Raw genomic sequence first — 18,028 nt, forward strand, 5'->3', positions numbered from 1 at the left:
AGGAACATTGTCATTTAATTATGTCTCTTTTTTCATATGATTTAATGGGGAGAGCCAATGATTGAAATTTATAAAATGAAATTGCCAGACTTTCAAGATCTTAATACGGTAAAATTATTGTCTTATGTATCGGCGGAAAGAGTGGAAAAGATTCTTCGTTTGTTCAAAAACGAGGATAAAAGCCGGGCATTGATGAGTGAACTGTTAATCAGAAGCATCATTGTTAAGAAATTCGCTGTGAACAATGAGCAGATCTTAATTCACCGAAATGCTTATGGAAAACCCTATATATCTTTAGGAAGAGATTTTCATTATAATATCTCTCATTCTGGTGAATGGGTATTATGTGCCATTAGTCATGCTGAGATTGGCATAGATATAGAAGAAATAAGGCCCATTGAATATATGGAAATTGCAAGGGAATTCTTTTCCATGAAAGAAAATGACCTTTTAAAAGGATTAACCGGGCCCGCCAGACTGGAATGTTTTTTTGAGCTTTGGACATTGAAGGAAGCATACATAAAGGCAGTTGGAAAGGGGATGGGGATTTCTTTATCCTCTTTTACCATGAGCAAGAATGATAGTGGTGACTATATTTGCGAATTATTTAATTATAAACCGCAAAACTATCAATTTCAGGTAATGAAGATAAGTGATTCCTATATTGGAGCGGTATGTTCATCTCTTCCATTTAAATTAGCAGACATAACTAGTGTAGATTTTCGTAGTTGCGTACAGTGCCTGGAAAGCAGCAATTCCTGACAGGTACCTTTTTACTAGTGGATGGACCAATCTGCTATTTGAACATATACATAAACACATATTTATACCAATGTAAAATATAATAAAATATGGTATTCTTCAAAAAAAGACACAAAGGTGTGACTGTTTTGAGTATAGATTGTGAAGAGTATGGAGATAAAAGCGCGCCAGTCATTGTTTTCCTGCATGGCGGTGGTGTAAGTGGATGGATGTGGGATAAACAGGTAGCCTATTTTTCAAACTATCATTGCATTGTGCCGAATATCAAGATCAACGGAAACGGGAAACCATTTTCTATCTCCGGATATGCAGAAGATTTGATCAGCTTCCTAAAGGGAAAAGTGAATGAGAGGAAGATCACGTTAGTTGGTTTTTCTTTAGGAGCTCAAATTGTAATTGAAATCTTGAGTTTAGCCCCAAACCTAATTAAGAAAGCGATCATAAACAGTGCATTGGTTAAGCCAATGCCGATAACAAAGCTGTTAATTGGGCCGACGATAAAGTTAACATCATGGCTCCCAAAAAATAAAAGGTTCTCCAAACTGCAGGCAAAAGAGCTATACATCGGTGAAGGATATTTTGAACAATACTATAAAGAAACGAAAAAGATGAAATCTAAAAGCATTGTCAAAATGCTGCACGAAAACCTTTCTTACAGTTTACCAAGTAAATTTTGCCACTCGAAGGGAAAAATATTAGCAACTGTCGGAGAGAAAGAAAAACAGATTATGAAGGAATCATTATATAGAATCTTAGAAAGTAATCCCTGTACAAAGGGAGTAATTATTCCTCACATTGGCCATGGCTTTCCTTTTGCCTTTCCTCAATTATTTAATCAAACAGTCGAAGCATGGATTCTTGATCGACCTTTGCCTGGAGAATTAAAAATCATCAATGAATGACCATATTTTATACATACAAAGGGCAGCTTGTAAGCTGGGTTTGTTATTGGCAGACCCTGCCTTCCAAGCTTTTTTATGCATGACGGCCATCTGTTAAATTGTTTAATGCTACCGAGTACTATGAAAATCACTATGTAAATTGTTAAGGTCACATGGTTAGTTTAAATTGAAACTAAAGAACAGCAATTTAGAAGTATCAAGGCAGCTGTTTTATTCTTTTAACAATTAAAATTTTTAACGGTTTAATGGTTTGTAAATGGGGTAAAAGTCATCTTGTACAATACTATCAAAATTAAGTAATCTATATGTAAGTATTATTCGAAATTGAAAACTGCCTCGGAGGATATGTATTTAATGGACAATGAATTAAGGATTATTGGGGAAACAATTTTAGGTATAAAGTTTGAAATCGCTCAAAAAGTACAGGAAATTAGATTATCTGAGGGTACTGAAATACAAAGGCAACTCCTTTCTCGGTTGAAAGAAGAAGAAATTATAAATATTCGCGCCGATTTTGTGGCACTTTTTGGTGAAGCACTTATAAAAGGTGTACAAAAAGAAATGGCCTATAATGATATAGAAAAGTGGGGGAAGGAAACAGGGAGATTTGCACATAATCTAGGTATCCCTCTAGACGAGGCATTGAAAGATACAGCCTATTATAGAAACTATATCAGCGAAGCCATAGAAGAAGTGGTAATAAAACATAATATGTCAGTTAAAACTGTTTTTGCTGCTGCCAGGGTTATCGACCCTCTGCTTGACCATGCAGTTTACTGTTTTAGTCTGACTTATGTGCATTTCTACAAAGAAACTCTTAATAACGCGAAAACTGCTTTCTTAGAATTATCCGTTCCAGTAGTTCCATTAACTGATGGCATAGCCGTCTTACCTTTGATAGGAAACATTGATACAGAAAGAGCAAAACTGTTGATGGAAGAAACATTAAAAGAAGCTGCCAAATTAAACTTATCCAGCCTGATCCTTGATTTGTCTGGTGTCGTAATGGTTGATACCATGGTGGCAAACCAAATTTTTAAAGTAATGGATGCTTTAAAACTGCTTGGTGTGCAAACGATTGTGACAGGAATTCGACCAGAAATTGCACAAACTGTTGTAAGTCTCGGTATAGATTTCAGCAAGCAAATAACAAGAGCAAATCTTAAACAAGCGTTAGTTGATGTGCATCTTTTCCGTGATTAAGGCACAGGAATATTACCTTTACCGAATAAAAATGAAACAAAAGTTAAAAGAAAAGCGGCTTAGAAAAATCTAAGTCGCTTTTCTTTTTAGATTGTCTTTAAGAATCAAGATGAATCGGAATAAATACCCAAGAAGGAATTGGGTGTATTATTTGGGTTTACTATAAAATTGATTCAAACAAGCATGAAGGCTTCAATTTTGTCAAAAAGAGGCGGTCCTTTTAAAACGCTCAGATCTATGCCCACGACCGGCGGTTTTTTATAAAATTTGAACTGATAATACTACTAGATTAAGTGGAAGGGGTAGAAAGTTCGGAAACTGACAGGAAAAATGGCCAGAAATTGGACTCATTTTTAATTTTGAAGTCGAGAAATTTAATTTATAAATTGATTCCTGCAGGTTATGGATCAATTATTTTCAGATATGCATTGATTATTGCGATTTATGAATCGACTATTTGGTTTTATTGAGAAGCTGGTGTCTAAACGGTTAACCAAACCAAATTGAGCCGGCCACAAAACATAGGAGCACCTGGCAAGAAGCCGAAAATGCCATTTTCCAATAAGCGGAAATGACTAGTGATACATAAAACTATTTTCCTGATTATATTAGAAATTTCAATTTTGAATAAGTCAAAAAGCACGAAATGAACAAACAAAAAAGAATCAATATTTCCTATGTGAAAAACAAAAAAATTTAAGTAGTATGATATCTGTAATCTGAAATTTCCAAAATAAAGAAAAAGAAAGGAGTACTTTTTATGATGAAATTTAAAAGAGTCCTGTGCGTATTGCTTGGGCTGATGTTGGTTGTGTCAACACTTTCTCCCGGAATCGCCTCTGGAAATAGGAAGGAGAGAAGCAGCCCGGCGAACGTAACCTTGTCAGAAATTGCAGAACTGAGTGACCAAAGTGCGAAACAGCTTATGCAGGAGGCTATGGAACAGTTTGACGCATTGCCGGAACCTCAGGATACACCACAAAATCATAAACGGACGGAATATGCTCTTTTTGAAATGCAGGCTGCCGTTGACGGCAATTTTGAAACCAACAATAGTATCAAGTCCTCAGAGTTTTTTGACCACAGCTTGAATTCCATCAACATCCTTGAAAAAGACCCTCAAACCTCTTCAGAGCAAAAAGACTCAGTCATCAACCTAGTGATTTCAGCCAACAGAACCGTAATACAAAATCTGCTAAAACTGCTTGACAGCAACATGGAAATGTTCGATAAAAAAGAGCAAAAACTCCTGGAGAATGCTCATAAGGATTATGAGAAGGGGGCAGATTTTGAAGCCAAAAACAACAGAGAACAATCGATTCATTTTTACAAAAGAGCATGGACAAGCGCTCAGGAATTAAAAGAAAAAGCAAAGCGAATTCTTGATTCAGATGGGGACAATCTCCTGGATGAAATCGAGAAGGAGCTGGGGACTGATCCTAGTAAAAAAGATTCCGATCAGGACGGCTTGCTTGATGGCTTTGAAGTCCTGCAGCAATATACTTCCCCACTAAAAAAAGATACAAACAATGACGGAAAACCGGATGGGCAAGAGGATACCGACGGGGACAAACTGACTAGTCTGCAGGAACAACAAGCAGGCACCAATCCAGTGTTAAAGGATAGTGATGGGGATGGTCTTGATGATCACTTTGAAACAACAGAGTTCGGGTCTTCTCCTATCCTGAAGGATACCGATCATGACGGTTTGGATGATGGTGGAGAATTCCATGCCGGGACCGATCCGCACAATCGAGATACCGACCGCGACAAGCTATATGATGGTCTTGAAAGCTTCACCCAGACATTCACTGAAAAAGAATCCGGAGCATTGCTTGAAATCACCGGGGAAGGGGACCTGGCTACTGCTGTCAGAATGGCCAACGTTTCCGAACAGGTTATCTTTCAGGATATACCAGGGGCCGTTTCAGATTTCATTGATATTTCCGTGGACAGGGAAATCGAGGAAGCAAAGGTTAAAATTCCGCTTGAAAAAAGTGATGTCCCGAATAGCGACATTGCCAACGTAAAATTGTTTATTTACGATAAAGAGAAGCACACATTCACCCCGCTTGAAAATCAGAAAGAAGAAAACGGTTATCTCATTGCTGAAACTAACAAGTTTTCTGTCTTTACTCTGATTTACACACCTGAGAGGGGTGAGGCTCAAAATGGCAGCGGCGTAAAGGCAACTCCGGAGGGTTTAGCCTACACTATCCTTAATGATCCGGAAGAAGCAGATACCGACGGAGATGGATTGACAGACGAAGAGGAGCGCTCTTACGGGACGATGGTCTACTACCATGATACCGATTTTGACGGGCTTGATGATGGAATCGAAATGGATATGGGGTTTGATCCATTCGAACGGAATGCCGATGGGGATTCCTTTGATGATGAAGAAGAATACAATAATGACACCGATCCGGATATCTATGACAAGGAATGGACCGATTATATCCAGGATGTGCTCGCTGGGGCTACAGTCAATGAATTTGCCTCAACACTTGTCGACTGGGGCTGGATGGATCAGGAGACCTATGACTCCGTTGGATTCCTGATTGGGCAGCTGGTGGCTGGATACCTTGCCTATGGGGATATTGTGGAAGCTGCAGCGGAATTCACACAGGCAGATGTCGGAGCTGGTCTGTTTGCACTGTTTGGGTTTGTTCCAGCTGTTGGGGATATTGCGAAGACTGTTGAAAAAGTGGTCAATTTTGTTAAGCGTGCACCTAAAAACCTGATCACTGCAACCTATGAAATGATTCTTAAAAACTTTGCCGATCAGCCAAAACTGCTCTCAGCTGTACTGGATGCGATCACCGGCGGGGCTTCTAAAAATTTGAGGGATATGGGTGCCTCTGATAAAATGATTGCACAATTAGGAAAGAATGGAAATGATCTCAAACGGATTGCGAAGCTGACAAAAGCCAAATTTGCGGATGAAACCCTTGAAACCGCGCAAAAAGCTCTCATTGACAAGAGAATTCGCGATCATTGGGGAACAGGCCTGAACGGCAGAAAAAGAGCGGAAGCATTTGGTACAGAAGCAGCCATCTGGTATTATGAGCTGCTGGGATACAAGCTTTTATATGCACAACGGGATAAAGATCCAAGGGTAAAAGCCCGTACAGGTCCAGATGTGATCATGAAAACACCAGACGGCGAACTGTTCATCATTGAAGCAAAAGGCTCTTACTCTAAAAACGGGCAGCTGAACGATGGGAAAAAACGAGGCGCCCGGCTTGCCTCCAGGGTGGGCGGCCAGTACCGTCTTTATTTATCAAGGGAATGGCTGACTACCAACAGCGAACGATACATGGATAAATTTGAAGACGCCATCAGGAACAATACGATAAGCAAAGAAGAGAAAGAGGCTTATGATCTTCTAAAAGATGTCATTGATAACGGTGCATCCTACAAAAGCTCCGTCGTATATGGAGGCATTCGAGACGCAAAGTCCGTCATTGAAGCTGGGAAAGAGATGGATGACTATCTTGAAAACATCCTCAAGGATAGCGACACCATAGATTTTATCTTAATACACAGCATTTAAAAAAACTACAGCGGGAAAGGAAGGAGAGGCTCCTTCTTTTCCTGTGTTTATGAGGTGAGCGCAGATGACTGGAAAAATCCAGGTAGATGAGACCAAGCTTCGCCAAAAGGCCGAATTCCTTGATTCCATGGGCTTGAAGTCCTGGTCTGATTTTGAGGCCTATGCCAGGTGTTTGGTCTATTTTAGTGAAAGAGAAAAAGCCTCAGCCTATTTTTTAGAGGCTGCAGACAAGATTGAAAGGCCTTTGGCTGTTTTTGAGAAGAACAATCCAAACGAACATAGCCGGTTAAAATTGGTTCAAGCGAATTATTACCGCCTGGCAGGAGAACGAGAACGGAGCAGGGTGCAATATGAACAGCTTGCCGGAGAGCTGGAGGATAGGTTGAACAACGGTACTAGGGATGCCAGTTTGTTCAGCCATCTAAGCTATTGTCACTTTTTTCTTCAGAACTATGAGAAGGCAATCCATTTCGGTAAGAAGGTAAAAGAATGGAATCCAGTTTCCGTTGGGTTTTCAGAGGGGATTCTGCTGGGTGACCAGGAGAGAATCCAGGAAACCCTGGATGATTTGATATCAGAAATCCAAAAAGAAAAAAGCCTTCCATATTATACAGGTGCCGAGGTTTCATTGTGGGACTGGTATGAGATTGGGAAGGAATTGTCTCAAGCGGTCAGATAAGAACGTTATTTAAGGAATGGCCCTGAATAGAGGAAACCAGCAAACAGTGATTTATTCGGGTTTTATATTAAATCTAAGAACACCGGAACTTCTCCATCTAAAGTGGCTCTATGCCCACTTGTTAACAGTAATTCTCTATTTTTATAACCACTTCAATATAAAAAGCATGTTGTTCACAAAATATACGATTGATACCCTTTTGGTAAAATAGTAAAATGGTACTATAAAAAGAAAATTCAAGTATATACCATGAAACGGCAAACCCAGTGAAAGGTGGGGACGCAAAGCTGCAGGCCTAAGGGTAGATCCTATGGCGGCTGGGTTACCAAGGGATAATCTTAAGGTTATTTCTGCTGCGGAATAATCTTTTTTTATTACCTGAAAAATAGTAGGAAAGACCTATTAAGCTATTATGGCCTGGGTATATCAATATTTTTTCTGGCGAGGGACATTTATGCTAAAAAACTTACGCTTTCCCGTAATATTCCTTCTATTAATCGTTAGCTCATTTTGTATGTGGAATTTTATTTTTTTAGATAATGCGTGGATGAAAGCGACAGGATCCGTTGGCCTCCAATTAATAGGAGGCACAGTCAGCTTTATTTGGTTAACGAGAGCTTTTTGGGGCTCAAAAAGTAAATATAGAGGTTTTTGGCTGTTGCTGGGCAGTGGCGTGCTTTGTTATCTGACTGCAAACGTGATCTGGATGTATTTTTTAGCAGCTAATAAGGTTATGGGGTTTACCAATACATCCTACTCGTTGTGGCTGCTGAGCTATACTTTCTTTTTAGCGGCATTAATCTATAAAACAAAAGAAATCAGCCAGGCTGCAGCAAAAAAGAACTACGTGTTTAATATAGTGGTATTTATGATTACGGCTACTGCCATCAGCACGCATTATTTAATTAAGCCAGCACTCATTCTTTCAGATTCTTTATTGGTCACCATAACAAGTGTTGCTTACCCAGTGATCAGCCTATCAATTTTGTTTGTCCTTACACTTCTTTATTACCTTGTTCAGTACAGCGATAAAAAGGACTCCCTGCTGTTCATTTTATTGGGATTTGGCTTTCAAGTGGGTGCAGATTCGATTTTTGTCTACTTATCGATGACAGGAAGCTATCAGGCAGGAAACTTCATTGATCTATTGTGGCTGCTTGCGATATTAATGATCGGCTTGGGAGGATTGCTTGATAAAGAACGTAATGGGGACAAGAACTGGAAGGTGAAGAATCTTTTTGAAAATCGTGAAACTCTTTTTCCTTACATAAGTACAATGATTCTCCTTGTGTTTGTCATATACAGCTATGATTGGAACTTCAATACCCTAAGCCTGGGCCTGCTCTTTATACTTTTTATCATCCTTGGCAGGCAAATCCTGATCATGAATAAAAACAGCAAGCTCATGGCGGAATACAGGTATTTAGCCTACCATGACCCTCTTACAGGATTGTGTAACCGGGCAAGGTTCAAAGAGGACCTGGAAGACCTGATCGCACTGGCTCCGGCAAGTGGCAGAGTGGCTTTGCTATTAATCGATCTGGACCGGTTCAAAGTGGTGAACGATACTCTGGGGCACCATATCGGGGACCAATTATTAGTTAAAACCGCGGAGCGGCTAAAATACAGCTTGGTGCAGGATACCAAGATTTATCGGTTGGGCGGGGATGAATTTCTGATTCTTCTTGCTGATGCAACAGAAGAAAAGGCGTCCATAGTGGCTAAAAATATTTTAGACAGATTTCAGAAGCCTTTTTTTATCGAAAAAAATGAGATGATCGTTACTCCCAGCATCGGGATCAGCATCTATCCTGATAATGGCGCAAATAGCGAGGAGTTATTCAGATACGCTGATGCGGCCATGTATCTTGCAAAGGAAAGCGGAAAGAATAGTTTCCGATTTTACAATACCGAATTGAACAAGGCTTTGGTTCGGAAAATGGAAATTGAGCGTGGGTTAAGGAATGGAATTAAAAGAGATCAATTTACACTTTATTATCAGCCCAAGATTCATTTGCAGACCAGACAAATAATCGGGATGGAGGCCCTGCTGCGATGGGAGCATCCAAAGCTGGGCCGGGTCTCTCCGGCTGAATTTATTCCGATAGCTGAAGAAATCGGGCAAATCATTCCAATTGGGCAATGGGTGCTGCAAAGAGCCTGTAAACAAAATAGGGCATGGCAAGAACAGGGTTTTCCGTCCTTATGTGTATCAGTGAATGTATCCGTTCAGCAATTCCAGCACAGCGACTTCATCAAAATGGTCAGCGACACCTTGAATGAGACAGGTCTGGATCCTCAATTGCTCGAACTTGAAATCACGGAAAGCATTATGCAGAATATAGGTAAAAGCAAAGCGATCCTGTACAGTTTAAGGGAAATGGGGGTCAAAACTTCCCTTGATGATTTTGGAACAGGATATTCATCTCTAAACGTCCTGCAGAACCTGCCGATTGATACTATTAAAATCGACAAATCCTTTATAGACGAAATAGGAAAGAACAATCAAAAGTCCATGGTCAAAACCATCATCGACCTGGGAATCAATTTAAATCTCAATATTGTCGCCGAGGGCATCGAGCACGAATATCAGATGGATGAACTGATTAAAAACCATTGCTATATAGGCCAGGGCTACTACTTTTCAATGGCTGTTCATCCAAAGGAGTTTGAACAATATCTGCAAAGTGAGGACAGTCTGAATAAGCGGTCTAAAAGTGAACTTGCAACTTTGGGGTAGCAGCAGAATTGGAGAAAGAAGGCGTTTTAATTTTGAGGTTATTGAGTAACAGTTATAGGAAATGTGTATGAACTGGCATACTTCATTTCCTTTTTTTATTACTCCCAGCTTGCAATAAATATTGACATGCTCATTTTGCCAGTGCTTCCCGTTAATATTGCATTCAGGCGCAGCTTATCTACAGCCATATCTGCATCTGTGCCTGGTGAATATTTCTCTCTCATTCGATTTAAATCTTCTCTTGGTGGACAACCAAACATACGGGATCTTTCCCGGCTTAATTGTGATTGGCTTTCGTAGCTTGCCCGAACTCGACATCAGCGATATCTGTCGGATCAGCTAGCAATATGCACCTGGCCGTTATATGGGTTAATGGTAATGTTTTACTCAGTAGATTACACTTATAACATTCTTGTGGAAAACAGACATCTTGATAAGCGTGCATCATTTAGGGGGACACCTTCAGTTTTTTGACAATATTTAATTAGGCTGAAGAAAGGAAAAGAAATGCAGAGAACGAACCACCAGGATATCTTCTATTAAAATAATTGTGTAAAATGGCTTTAGGATAAACTGCTTCCCAGGAGGACCTCATGATAACAATTAAAGAAATAGCGGAAAGGGCCAATGTGTCCCGTACAACCGTTTCAAGAGTCATTAATAATTCCGGTTATGTTAGTGATGAAGCAAAAAAAAGAGTATTAAAGGTAATTGAAGAGACGGGATATATCCCTAGTGAACATGCTAAATCATTAAGGACGAAAAAAACAAAGGTTATTGGTGTTATTCTTCCCAAGATTAGTACGGAAACATCGAGCCGGCTTGTAAAAGGTTTGGATGAAGTGTTTGCAAAAGAGGGGTATCAGATTCTGTTAACAAATACAAATCTCGAACTTGAAAAAGAGATAGAGTATTTAAAGCTGCTGAAAAGCAGACATGTGGATGGAATTATTTTATCAGCAACCATCATTAACGAACCTTTACTAGAAGCAATCCGTCAATTGAATATTCCTTTTGTAATAGTGGGGCAATATATGCCTGGACTTCCCAATGTCCTTTTTGATGATTATCAGTCATCGAAGGATCTCGTGTATTTTATGATAAAAAAAGGGTATAAACATATTGCTTTTATTGGCGTAGACGAAAAGGACCGTTCCGTTGGATATTTACGGAAAAATGGTTATCTGGATGCTATGAAAGAAAATAATTTGCCAATTGAGAAAGGATGGGTTCAAAAAGGTACTTTTGATGTAGATTCTGGTTATCAATGCATGAAGCAAATCATGGATTTTTCAGAAAAAACGCCAGTTGCTGTATTTGCTGTAACGGACCGGCTTGCAATCGGGGCTATGCAGTATATCAAAGAAACAGGGCTGTCAATACCTGATGATATCGCTGTAGCAGGAATGGGTGCCTCAGAGCTGTCTAGATTTATATCCCCTGCACTAACGACAATTGATTTTTTTATTGAGGAAGCCGGGCGTGAAGCAGCCAGGTTAGTATTGGAACAAGTAAATGGTGGAATTTCCCACGAAGTAATCCGGACGATAAAGCATAGACTTATTGAACGTTCCAGTATATAATGACTGTGTAATCGATTCCACGAGAGTGTTTTCCGATTACACTTTATTTTTACCGCGTATGGAATCGATTCCACATAGGTAAAAATAATAATAATAATTTTCAGTTTTATGAAATCGATTCCACATTGACATGGAATTGCATTAAATCCATGTCTAAAACAGTAAATATCAGCTTTGTTTCTATTGGTTTTCGATTTCACAAATTATAAATAGGGGTGAATAAAATGACAGATAATCAGAAAATTGCACAGGAAGTGATTGAAGCTGTTGGGGGCAAAGATAATATCCAATCAGTAGCTCATTGTGCAACAAGGCTAAGACTCATGGTCAATGATAAAGAAAAAATTAATCAGGAGCAGGTAGAAAAAATAAACAAAGTAAAAGGGGCATTCTATAATTCGGGTCAATACCAGATTATTTTTGGCACTGGTACAGTCAATAAAATTTACGAAGAAGTATCCAATTTAGGACTGGATACGAAGTCCGCTTCCGATCAAAAAAAGGAAGCAGTAAAAAGCGGAACAAAATTCCAGAGAGCGATCCGTACCTTTGGAGACGTGTTTGTGCCAATAATCCCGGTCCTAGTGGCAACAGGACTTTTTATGGGTGTCCGCGGTCTAGTCATGCAAGAACAAATATTGGCTTTATTTGGAATGAAGCCTGATGATATATCACAAAATTTCCTGTTATTTACACAGATTTTAACAGATACAGCATTCATCTTTCTCCCGGCCCTTGTTGCCTGGTCAACGTTTAGAGTGTTTGGCGGAACTCCGATTATTGGGTTAATTCTGGGACTCATGCTTGTTTCACCTGCCTTGCCAAACGCGTATGCTGTTGCAGGCGGCGATGCAGAAGCGCTTCGATTCTTTGACTTTATTCCGGTAGTTGGTTATCAAGGTTCTGTGATTCCCGCCTTTATTGCCGGTATAATTGGGGCGAAACTTGAAAGAACGATCAGAAGACGGGTACCAGAAGCCTTAGATCTAATTGTTACACCTTTTGTTACGCTGCTCGTAATGAGTGCACTTGCACTTTTAGTCATTGGACCGATCTTCCATACGGTGGAACAAGGAATCCTGGATGTAGCGACGAATGTCCTTTCATGGCCATTTGGACTGGCCGGTTTATTGATTGGCGGTTTGAACCAGCTGATTGTCATCACGGGCGTTCACCATGTCTTCAATATGTTAGAAATTCAATTGTTGGCAGAATTCAAAAACAATCCTTACAACGCGATTGTCACATGTGCAGTAGCAGCACAGGGCGGGGCAGCACTGGCGGTAGGATTAAAGACTAAATCAGCGAAATTAAAAGCACTAGCTTTGCCATCCTCCTTTTCTGCTTTTCTAGGAATTACTGAGCCAGCCATTTTCGGTGTAAACCTTCGTTACGGAAAACCTTTTATTATGGCCTTGATCGGTGGTGCTGCAGGTGGATTTTTAGCTTCCATTCTTGGATTAAAGGGAACAGGTATGGCCGTTACAGTCATTCCTGGAACTCTGCTTTATCTAAATGGACAGATTTTACAATATATTTTAGTCAACGTTGTTGCAATTGCCGTAGCATTCATCCTGACTTGGATGTTCGGCTATTCAGATAAAGAAGTGGAGAAATAGGCAAGGTCGGCTTTGCTTTTCTCCTTTCAAGGAGGTCCTGAACATGACAGAAACCCTTATTCAAAAGGCTTACAATGAGGTGAAAAAAAATAAGAATAAGGTAATGAATGATCCTTACCGGTTAACCTACCATATTATGCCGCCTGTTGGATTGCTAAATGACCCAAATGGATTAATCCAATTTAAAGGGGTTTATCACGTTTTTTTTCAGTGGAATCCATTTGACACTGCCCATGGCGCTAAGTTTTGGGGGCACTATACGTCCAAGGATATGGTTCATTGGCGGGAGGAGCCGATTGCCTTAGCTCCAAGCGAATGGTATGAAAAAAATGGCTGTTATTCTGGGAGTGCGGTGGAAGCAGGGGGCAAACTGCATCTCTTTTATACAGGGAACGTGAAGCAAGAGAATGGAACTCGGGAAACCTATCAATGCCTTGCGGTTTCCGAAGATGGAATCCATTTTGAAAAGAAAGGACCAGTCCTTAGGCTTCCGGAACATTTCACAGCTCATTTTCGCGATCCGAAGGTTTGGAAAAAAGGAAACCTCTGGTATATGGTTGTAGGTGCTCAGACGTTGGATGAAAAGGGTGCTGCGGTATTGTTCCACTCAAAAGACTTGTTTCATTGGGAGGAAGGGGGAACCATTGCCGGCTCCGGTATGAATGGGTTGGAGGATTTTGGATATATGTGGGAATGCCCAGATCTGATTCATTTAAATGGCAAAGATGTTTTGCTGGTCTCGCCGCAAGGGCTCATGCCGGAAGGGGACCTCTATCATAATTTGTTCCAGTCTGGTTATTTTATTGGGGCATTAGATTATGAGAGGGTGAAGTTTCAGCATGGTCCGTTTACCGAACTTGACCGCGGCTTTGACTTTTATGCACCACAAACCTTTTTGGACGAGTCGGGGAGAACCATCCTTTACGGCTGGATGGGGATTACGGATGAACTGGAGGAATATCAGCCGACCATCGCCAACGGCTGGGTGCATGCTTTGACACTCCCAAGAGAATTGGAGCTCCGAAACGGAAAAATTTCCCAAAAACCAGTGGGAGAATTGAAACAGCTGCGAAAAGAACGAGAATTCGTAGAAGGGCATATTTGTGAAGGAATTTCCGTGGAACTGCTCGTGGACTTTGTAAAATCCGCTCCTTTTGAAATCACATTCCGAAATGAAGCACACTTAAGCTTTGATTCTGACAAACTTACTTTAAAAAGAAGAAATTTAAGGACTGGTCGGTTAGAAACAAGATCCTGCAAAATAGCTTCGGTCTCTAAGCTGCGAATTTTTATGGACCATTCCTCCTTAGAGATTTTCGTCAATGATGGTGAAGAGGTATTTACAGCACGATATTTTCCAAAACCAGATGACGTTACAATTAGCATTCATGGCGAAGCGAAATTTAATTGGACTAAGTGGAATCTTGGTGAATGATTTTACAATTAGCCTGCTGGTGCACCAGCCAATGCTTGAGCGTGGAAAGGCAAGCTTGGAGGCCAAGATATTTCCGAGGATAGGTTAGAAAGGAAGCGCTGGGACATTTCCCTATTGAGACGCTGACAGGATACGGTGGTGCTCCCACTTTCTGGACAAAAAAAGTGAGCTTACATTGTCTCTTTATAAGAATTGTAAGCTCACTTCTTGCAATTATTATTATTATTTATTCATTACGCTATGCTTTTTACCATAAGCAAAATAGAAAAGTAATCCCAATACAAACCATATACCGCATGCAATCCATGTATAGACAGAAAGCTGAGTAATTAAAAATAAACATAATAAGAATGAACAAATCGGGATGATTGGGAAGAATGGTACTTTAAACCCACTCGATGGTATATTCTTATTTTTTCTTAAATAAATGACACCAATTGAAACGATTGTAAATGCAAGCAATGTCCCCATGTTTACTAGTTCTGCCAGTTTAGATAAGGGAATGAAGCCTGCACAAAATGCTACAAGTGTTGCAAATACCCATGTGTTTTTAACCGGTGTTTTATATTTTTTACTAAGCTCATACATACTTTTCGGCAGCAATCCATCACGGCCAAACGCGTAAAGAAGTCTAGTTCCGCCATATGACATAACAAGGATAACGGTCATCATCCCAATAACGGCACCAAATGAAATAACGCCAGCCACCCAATCCTGATGAACGATTTGCATAACAAAGCTGACAGGATCACTTACATTTAACCTTGTATAGGAAACCATCCCAGTCAAAACAAGCGAAACAGCTACATACAGGATTGTACAAATAAATAATGATCCAATAATGCCAATTGGCATATTACGTTGCGGGTTCTTTACCTCTTCAGCAGCTGACGAAACAGCATCGAACCCTAGATAAGCAAAGAAAACAAGGGCTGCGCCGCTTAAAACGCCATTCATGCCAAAGGGCATAAATGGTTGCCAATTACCAGGCTCAACATAAAAAATACCTACTCCAATAAATAAGAGAATAACACCAACTTTAATAAATACCATGATCATATTGAACTTCGTAGATTCTCTTATTCCAAGCGTTAATAAAAAAGCAGTGGCAAATATAATGGCGATAGCTGGTATATTTACATATGTTCCATTTGCCGGATTAAAAGAACCAGAGATGGCCTTTGGAATGGTAATATTAAAACCTTCTAACAAAGCACTTAAATAAGCCGACCAACCCGTTGCAACCGCTGCAACAGCTAAGCCATATTCTAACAATAAAGCCCATCCAACTAACCAAGCGACTAATTCACCGAATACAATGTATACATACGTATATGCACTGCCCGTTACGGGTACAGATGAAGAAAATTCTGAATAACACATAGCTGCCAATGCACAGACAATAGCCGCAATAATGAAGGAAAAAATGATAGCTGGTCCAGCGTGCACCGCAGCTACTGTCCCAGGCAGAATGAATATACCTGTTCCTACAATGGCACCTACCCCCAACAGCATTAAATCAAATGCTCCTAACGATTGCTGAAGCTGTACATCTCCCTGTTTTTTCAGTAACTCCCCGAGATCTTTTTTTCTAAATAATACACTATTTTTCACAGTAAACCCTCATTTTTTTAGCCCTTATTTTTTTGAAAATATGTAAAAATTCTATATGTTTATTACTTAAGGGTCAACCGTTTTTGTCGAATTTCCAATAATTTTGTCGAATTTTTTGATATTTAGTAAAAATTGGAGCTATTTTAATAATATTTTTTACGGTAGGGGCAACAGTATTTTTGTATTCAATACCTATCGAAATTTGTGATTAATCCATTCAAAAGTACCTATCTGTCTTATAGGAGCTTATTCTCAAAGAGTTGGAGCGTGTGTGGTTTGAAAGGACAAATTGTTTTGGAACGGATATATTTTTATTTAACAAAAATCTAAAAGGATTCCGTCTTGATTTATGGAATATTAAGGGAGAGATTCTTAATGGGGAAAATTGACCATTTTAGGATTACCAAGGCATATAACAAGGAGGTACAAACAAAGAGATAGAAGGATGCTTTCCAAAAAAAGGAGCGGTTTCTGGGAGGGTGATAGTTATTTTATAATGATATCGACTGGATACCGCCACTGAAAAAGCTTGGAAGCCATCAGGTTTGGGAGAGCAAGACTTTGACTTTTTTTATTTGATAAGTTTGCACATGAAAAATAATAAATATGTGGAGTTGACCGTTGATGAAAGTAAAACTTAGCCCTTACTTAAATATGGAGGGGAATGCTAGGGAAGCAATTCAGTTTTATGAAAAAGCATTAGGTGCCGAAGTCATCGCAATCAGCACTTATGGAGATATGCCGGAAATGCCTAATACATTCACAGACGATCTAAAGAATCTTATTGCATACGCTAAGCTTCAAGTTGGTGAAACGGAACTCATGTTTTCGGACGCTTCAAGTGGTTCGCCTATATCCAAAGGCAAACAGGTAACCATTTGCATTACAACGACCAACGTGGAAAAATCAAAACAAATTTTTGAAGCTTTGTGTCAAGACGGTCAAGTCAACATGCCTTTTGAAGAAACCCCTTTTAGCCCAGGTTTTGGTGATGTAACTGACAAATTCGGTGTTACCTTCCAAATCTATACAGAAATTTAAACGCTTTTACAAAACTCCCCGAAGAGAAAGCCCATTCCATTTAGGTATGGGATAAAAATGAGATCGATCAATCCATTCTTTTTATATGGCCTTTTTGGGGCTGTTAGCTGGAGAGAATTCTCAATAAACAAATTTGATCTTCACATTATAATATGTGGAAGATTGCGAGGAAAATCTTCAGGCTTATGGGCAGGTTTGAAAAATGATACGGAAAGATGATCTGAAAACTCAACAAAACAGAGCTGTGTCCCGTTTTCCAATTATACCGTAACTTTATGTGTTTTAAGTAAACCTGCTACTAAAAGCTATATTTTTATTGCATTAACGGGTGCTTTCCTTAAGAAGGAGTGCACTCTTTTTAATTAAAATAAAGGTCAGGGAGGGGAAGAAGAAGGCAGCGATTAGGAATTTAAAGGATTTAAAAGTATAAAAGGAGAAAGTCTTTATTATAAATTTGAAGTTAAGTTTTACGGAATCATCAATTTTGTTGGATTCATATGTGTAGTAAGTATCTATTTCCCTTTGTCATCGGGTGGGATAACAAGCCGTAATCTACCTAGACAAGTAAAAGGGGAAGTTGGGATTAAAATTTATTCCGGAGAAAAAATTTTACCCTTCATATGTATTTTTAACATCAATTGGTTATCTAATTAAGAGCAACAATAGCGACGGTAATTGAGTACCAAGAATAATTTTTTTGTAATGAATTTTTACTTGTTCAACTACAAGTAATGCTTTAGATCCAGCGTAATTAGCCGGATTTTTTCTTAAACTAAAGGGGTGTTTAGTTTAAGAAGGCTTAGTTTTCTAAGCCTTCTTTAGTTCATCAATTTTTTCTTTAATTGTAAAATGGTGGTAAATTGTCAAAGCAATAATTGTGATACTAAGAGTACT

General features: G+C 39.4%; 12 protein-coding genes and 1 riboswitch. Of the genes, 10 read left to right on the top strand and 2 right to left on the bottom strand.

Features of this window, described 5'->3' with window-relative positions:
• The first annotated feature begins 57 nt into the window (after positions 1-57).
• The 6 genes from EV146_RS12985 (at position 58) to EV146_RS13010 (ending at position 9,842) form a co-directional block, all read left to right on the top strand.
• Positions 58-762, top strand: coding sequence for a 4'-phosphopantetheinyl transferase family protein (locus EV146_RS12985; RefSeq protein WP_132006762.1), 705 nt, complete (start codon positions 58-60; stop codon positions 760-762).
• A 128-nt stretch (positions 763-890) separates the two neighbouring features.
• The gene (locus tag EV146_RS12990) at positions 891-1,664 is read left to right on the top strand and encodes an alpha/beta fold hydrolase (protein ID WP_132006765.1); all 774 of its coding nucleotides are present in this window, start codon (positions 891-893) and stop codon (positions 1,662-1,664) included.
• Between the two features lie 354 nt (positions 1,665-2,018).
• Positions 2,019-2,867, top strand: coding sequence for an STAS domain-containing protein (locus EV146_RS28165; RefSeq protein ID WP_132006768.1), 849 nt, complete (start codon positions 2,019-2,021; stop codon positions 2,865-2,867).
• A gap of 760 nt (positions 2,868-3,627) precedes the next feature.
• A complete protein-coding gene (locus tag EV146_RS13000; protein WP_132006771.1) occupies positions 3,628-6,423 on the top strand; it encodes a hypothetical protein in 2,796 nt (931 codons plus the stop codon).
• Positions 6,424-6,487: 64 nt separating this feature from the next.
• Positions 6,488-7,102, top strand: a complete 615-nt coding sequence (locus EV146_RS13005) for a hypothetical protein (protein ID WP_132006774.1) — start codon at positions 6,488-6,490, stop codon at positions 7,100-7,102.
• A 246-nt stretch (positions 7,103-7,348) separates the two neighbouring features.
• A riboswitch (cyclic di-GMP riboswitch) is annotated at positions 7,349-7,432 on the top strand.
• Positions 7,433-7,649: 217 nt separating this feature from the next.
• Positions 7,650-9,842: a putative bifunctional diguanylate cyclase/phosphodiesterase gene (locus EV146_RS13010; protein WP_158287097.1), complete on the top strand. Its 2,193-nt coding sequence runs from the start codon at positions 7,650-7,652 to the stop codon at positions 9,840-9,842.
• Positions 9,843-9,940: 98 nt separating this feature from the next.
• On the opposite strand, the gene EV146_RS28170 is transcribed toward EV146_RS13010, so the two are convergent.
• On the bottom strand, positions 9,941-10,066 hold the full coding sequence (locus EV146_RS28170; RefSeq protein ID WP_258235934.1) for a hypothetical protein: 126 nt from the start codon (positions 10,064-10,066) through the stop codon (positions 9,941-9,943).
• Between the two features lie 369 nt (positions 10,067-10,435).
• On the opposite strand from EV146_RS28170, the gene EV146_RS13015 reads away from it, so the two are divergent.
• The 3 genes from EV146_RS13015 (at position 10,436) to EV146_RS13025 (ending at position 14,479) form a co-directional block, all read left to right on the top strand.
• Positions 10,436-11,425, top strand: a complete 990-nt coding sequence (locus tag EV146_RS13015; protein WP_132006780.1) for a LacI family DNA-binding transcriptional regulator — start codon at positions 10,436-10,438, stop codon at positions 11,423-11,425.
• Positions 11,426-11,649: 224 nt separating this feature from the next.
• Complete coding sequence (locus tag EV146_RS13020) at positions 11,650-13,044, top strand: sucrose-specific PTS transporter subunit IIBC (protein WP_132006783.1); 1,395 nt, start codon at positions 11,650-11,652, stop codon at positions 13,042-13,044.
• A 43-nt stretch (positions 13,045-13,087) separates the two neighbouring features.
• On the top strand, positions 13,088-14,479 hold the full coding sequence (locus tag EV146_RS13025) for a sucrose-6-phosphate hydrolase (protein WP_132006786.1): 1,392 nt from the start codon (positions 13,088-13,090) through the stop codon (positions 14,477-14,479).
• Positions 14,480-14,701: 222 nt separating this feature from the next.
• Here EV146_RS13025 and EV146_RS13030 read toward each other — a convergent pair whose 3' ends face one another.
• The gene (locus EV146_RS13030) at positions 14,702-16,093 is read right to left on the bottom strand and encodes a branched-chain amino acid transporter BcaP (RefSeq protein WP_132006789.1); all 1,392 of its coding nucleotides are present in this window, start codon (positions 16,091-16,093) and stop codon (positions 14,702-14,704) included.
• 624 nt (positions 16,094-16,717) lie between these two features.
• Between EV146_RS13030 and EV146_RS13035 the strand changes: the two genes are divergently transcribed.
• Complete coding sequence (locus tag EV146_RS13035; RefSeq protein WP_132006792.1) at positions 16,718-17,134, top strand: VOC family protein; 417 nt, start codon at positions 16,718-16,720, stop codon at positions 17,132-17,134.
• Positions 17,135-18,028: the final 894 nt, after the last annotated feature.

The organism is Mesobacillus foraminis, assembly GCF_004340465.1.
GTDB classification, from domain to species: Bacteria; Bacillota; Bacilli; order Bacillales; family Cytobacillaceae; genus Mesobacillus_B; species Mesobacillus_B foraminis.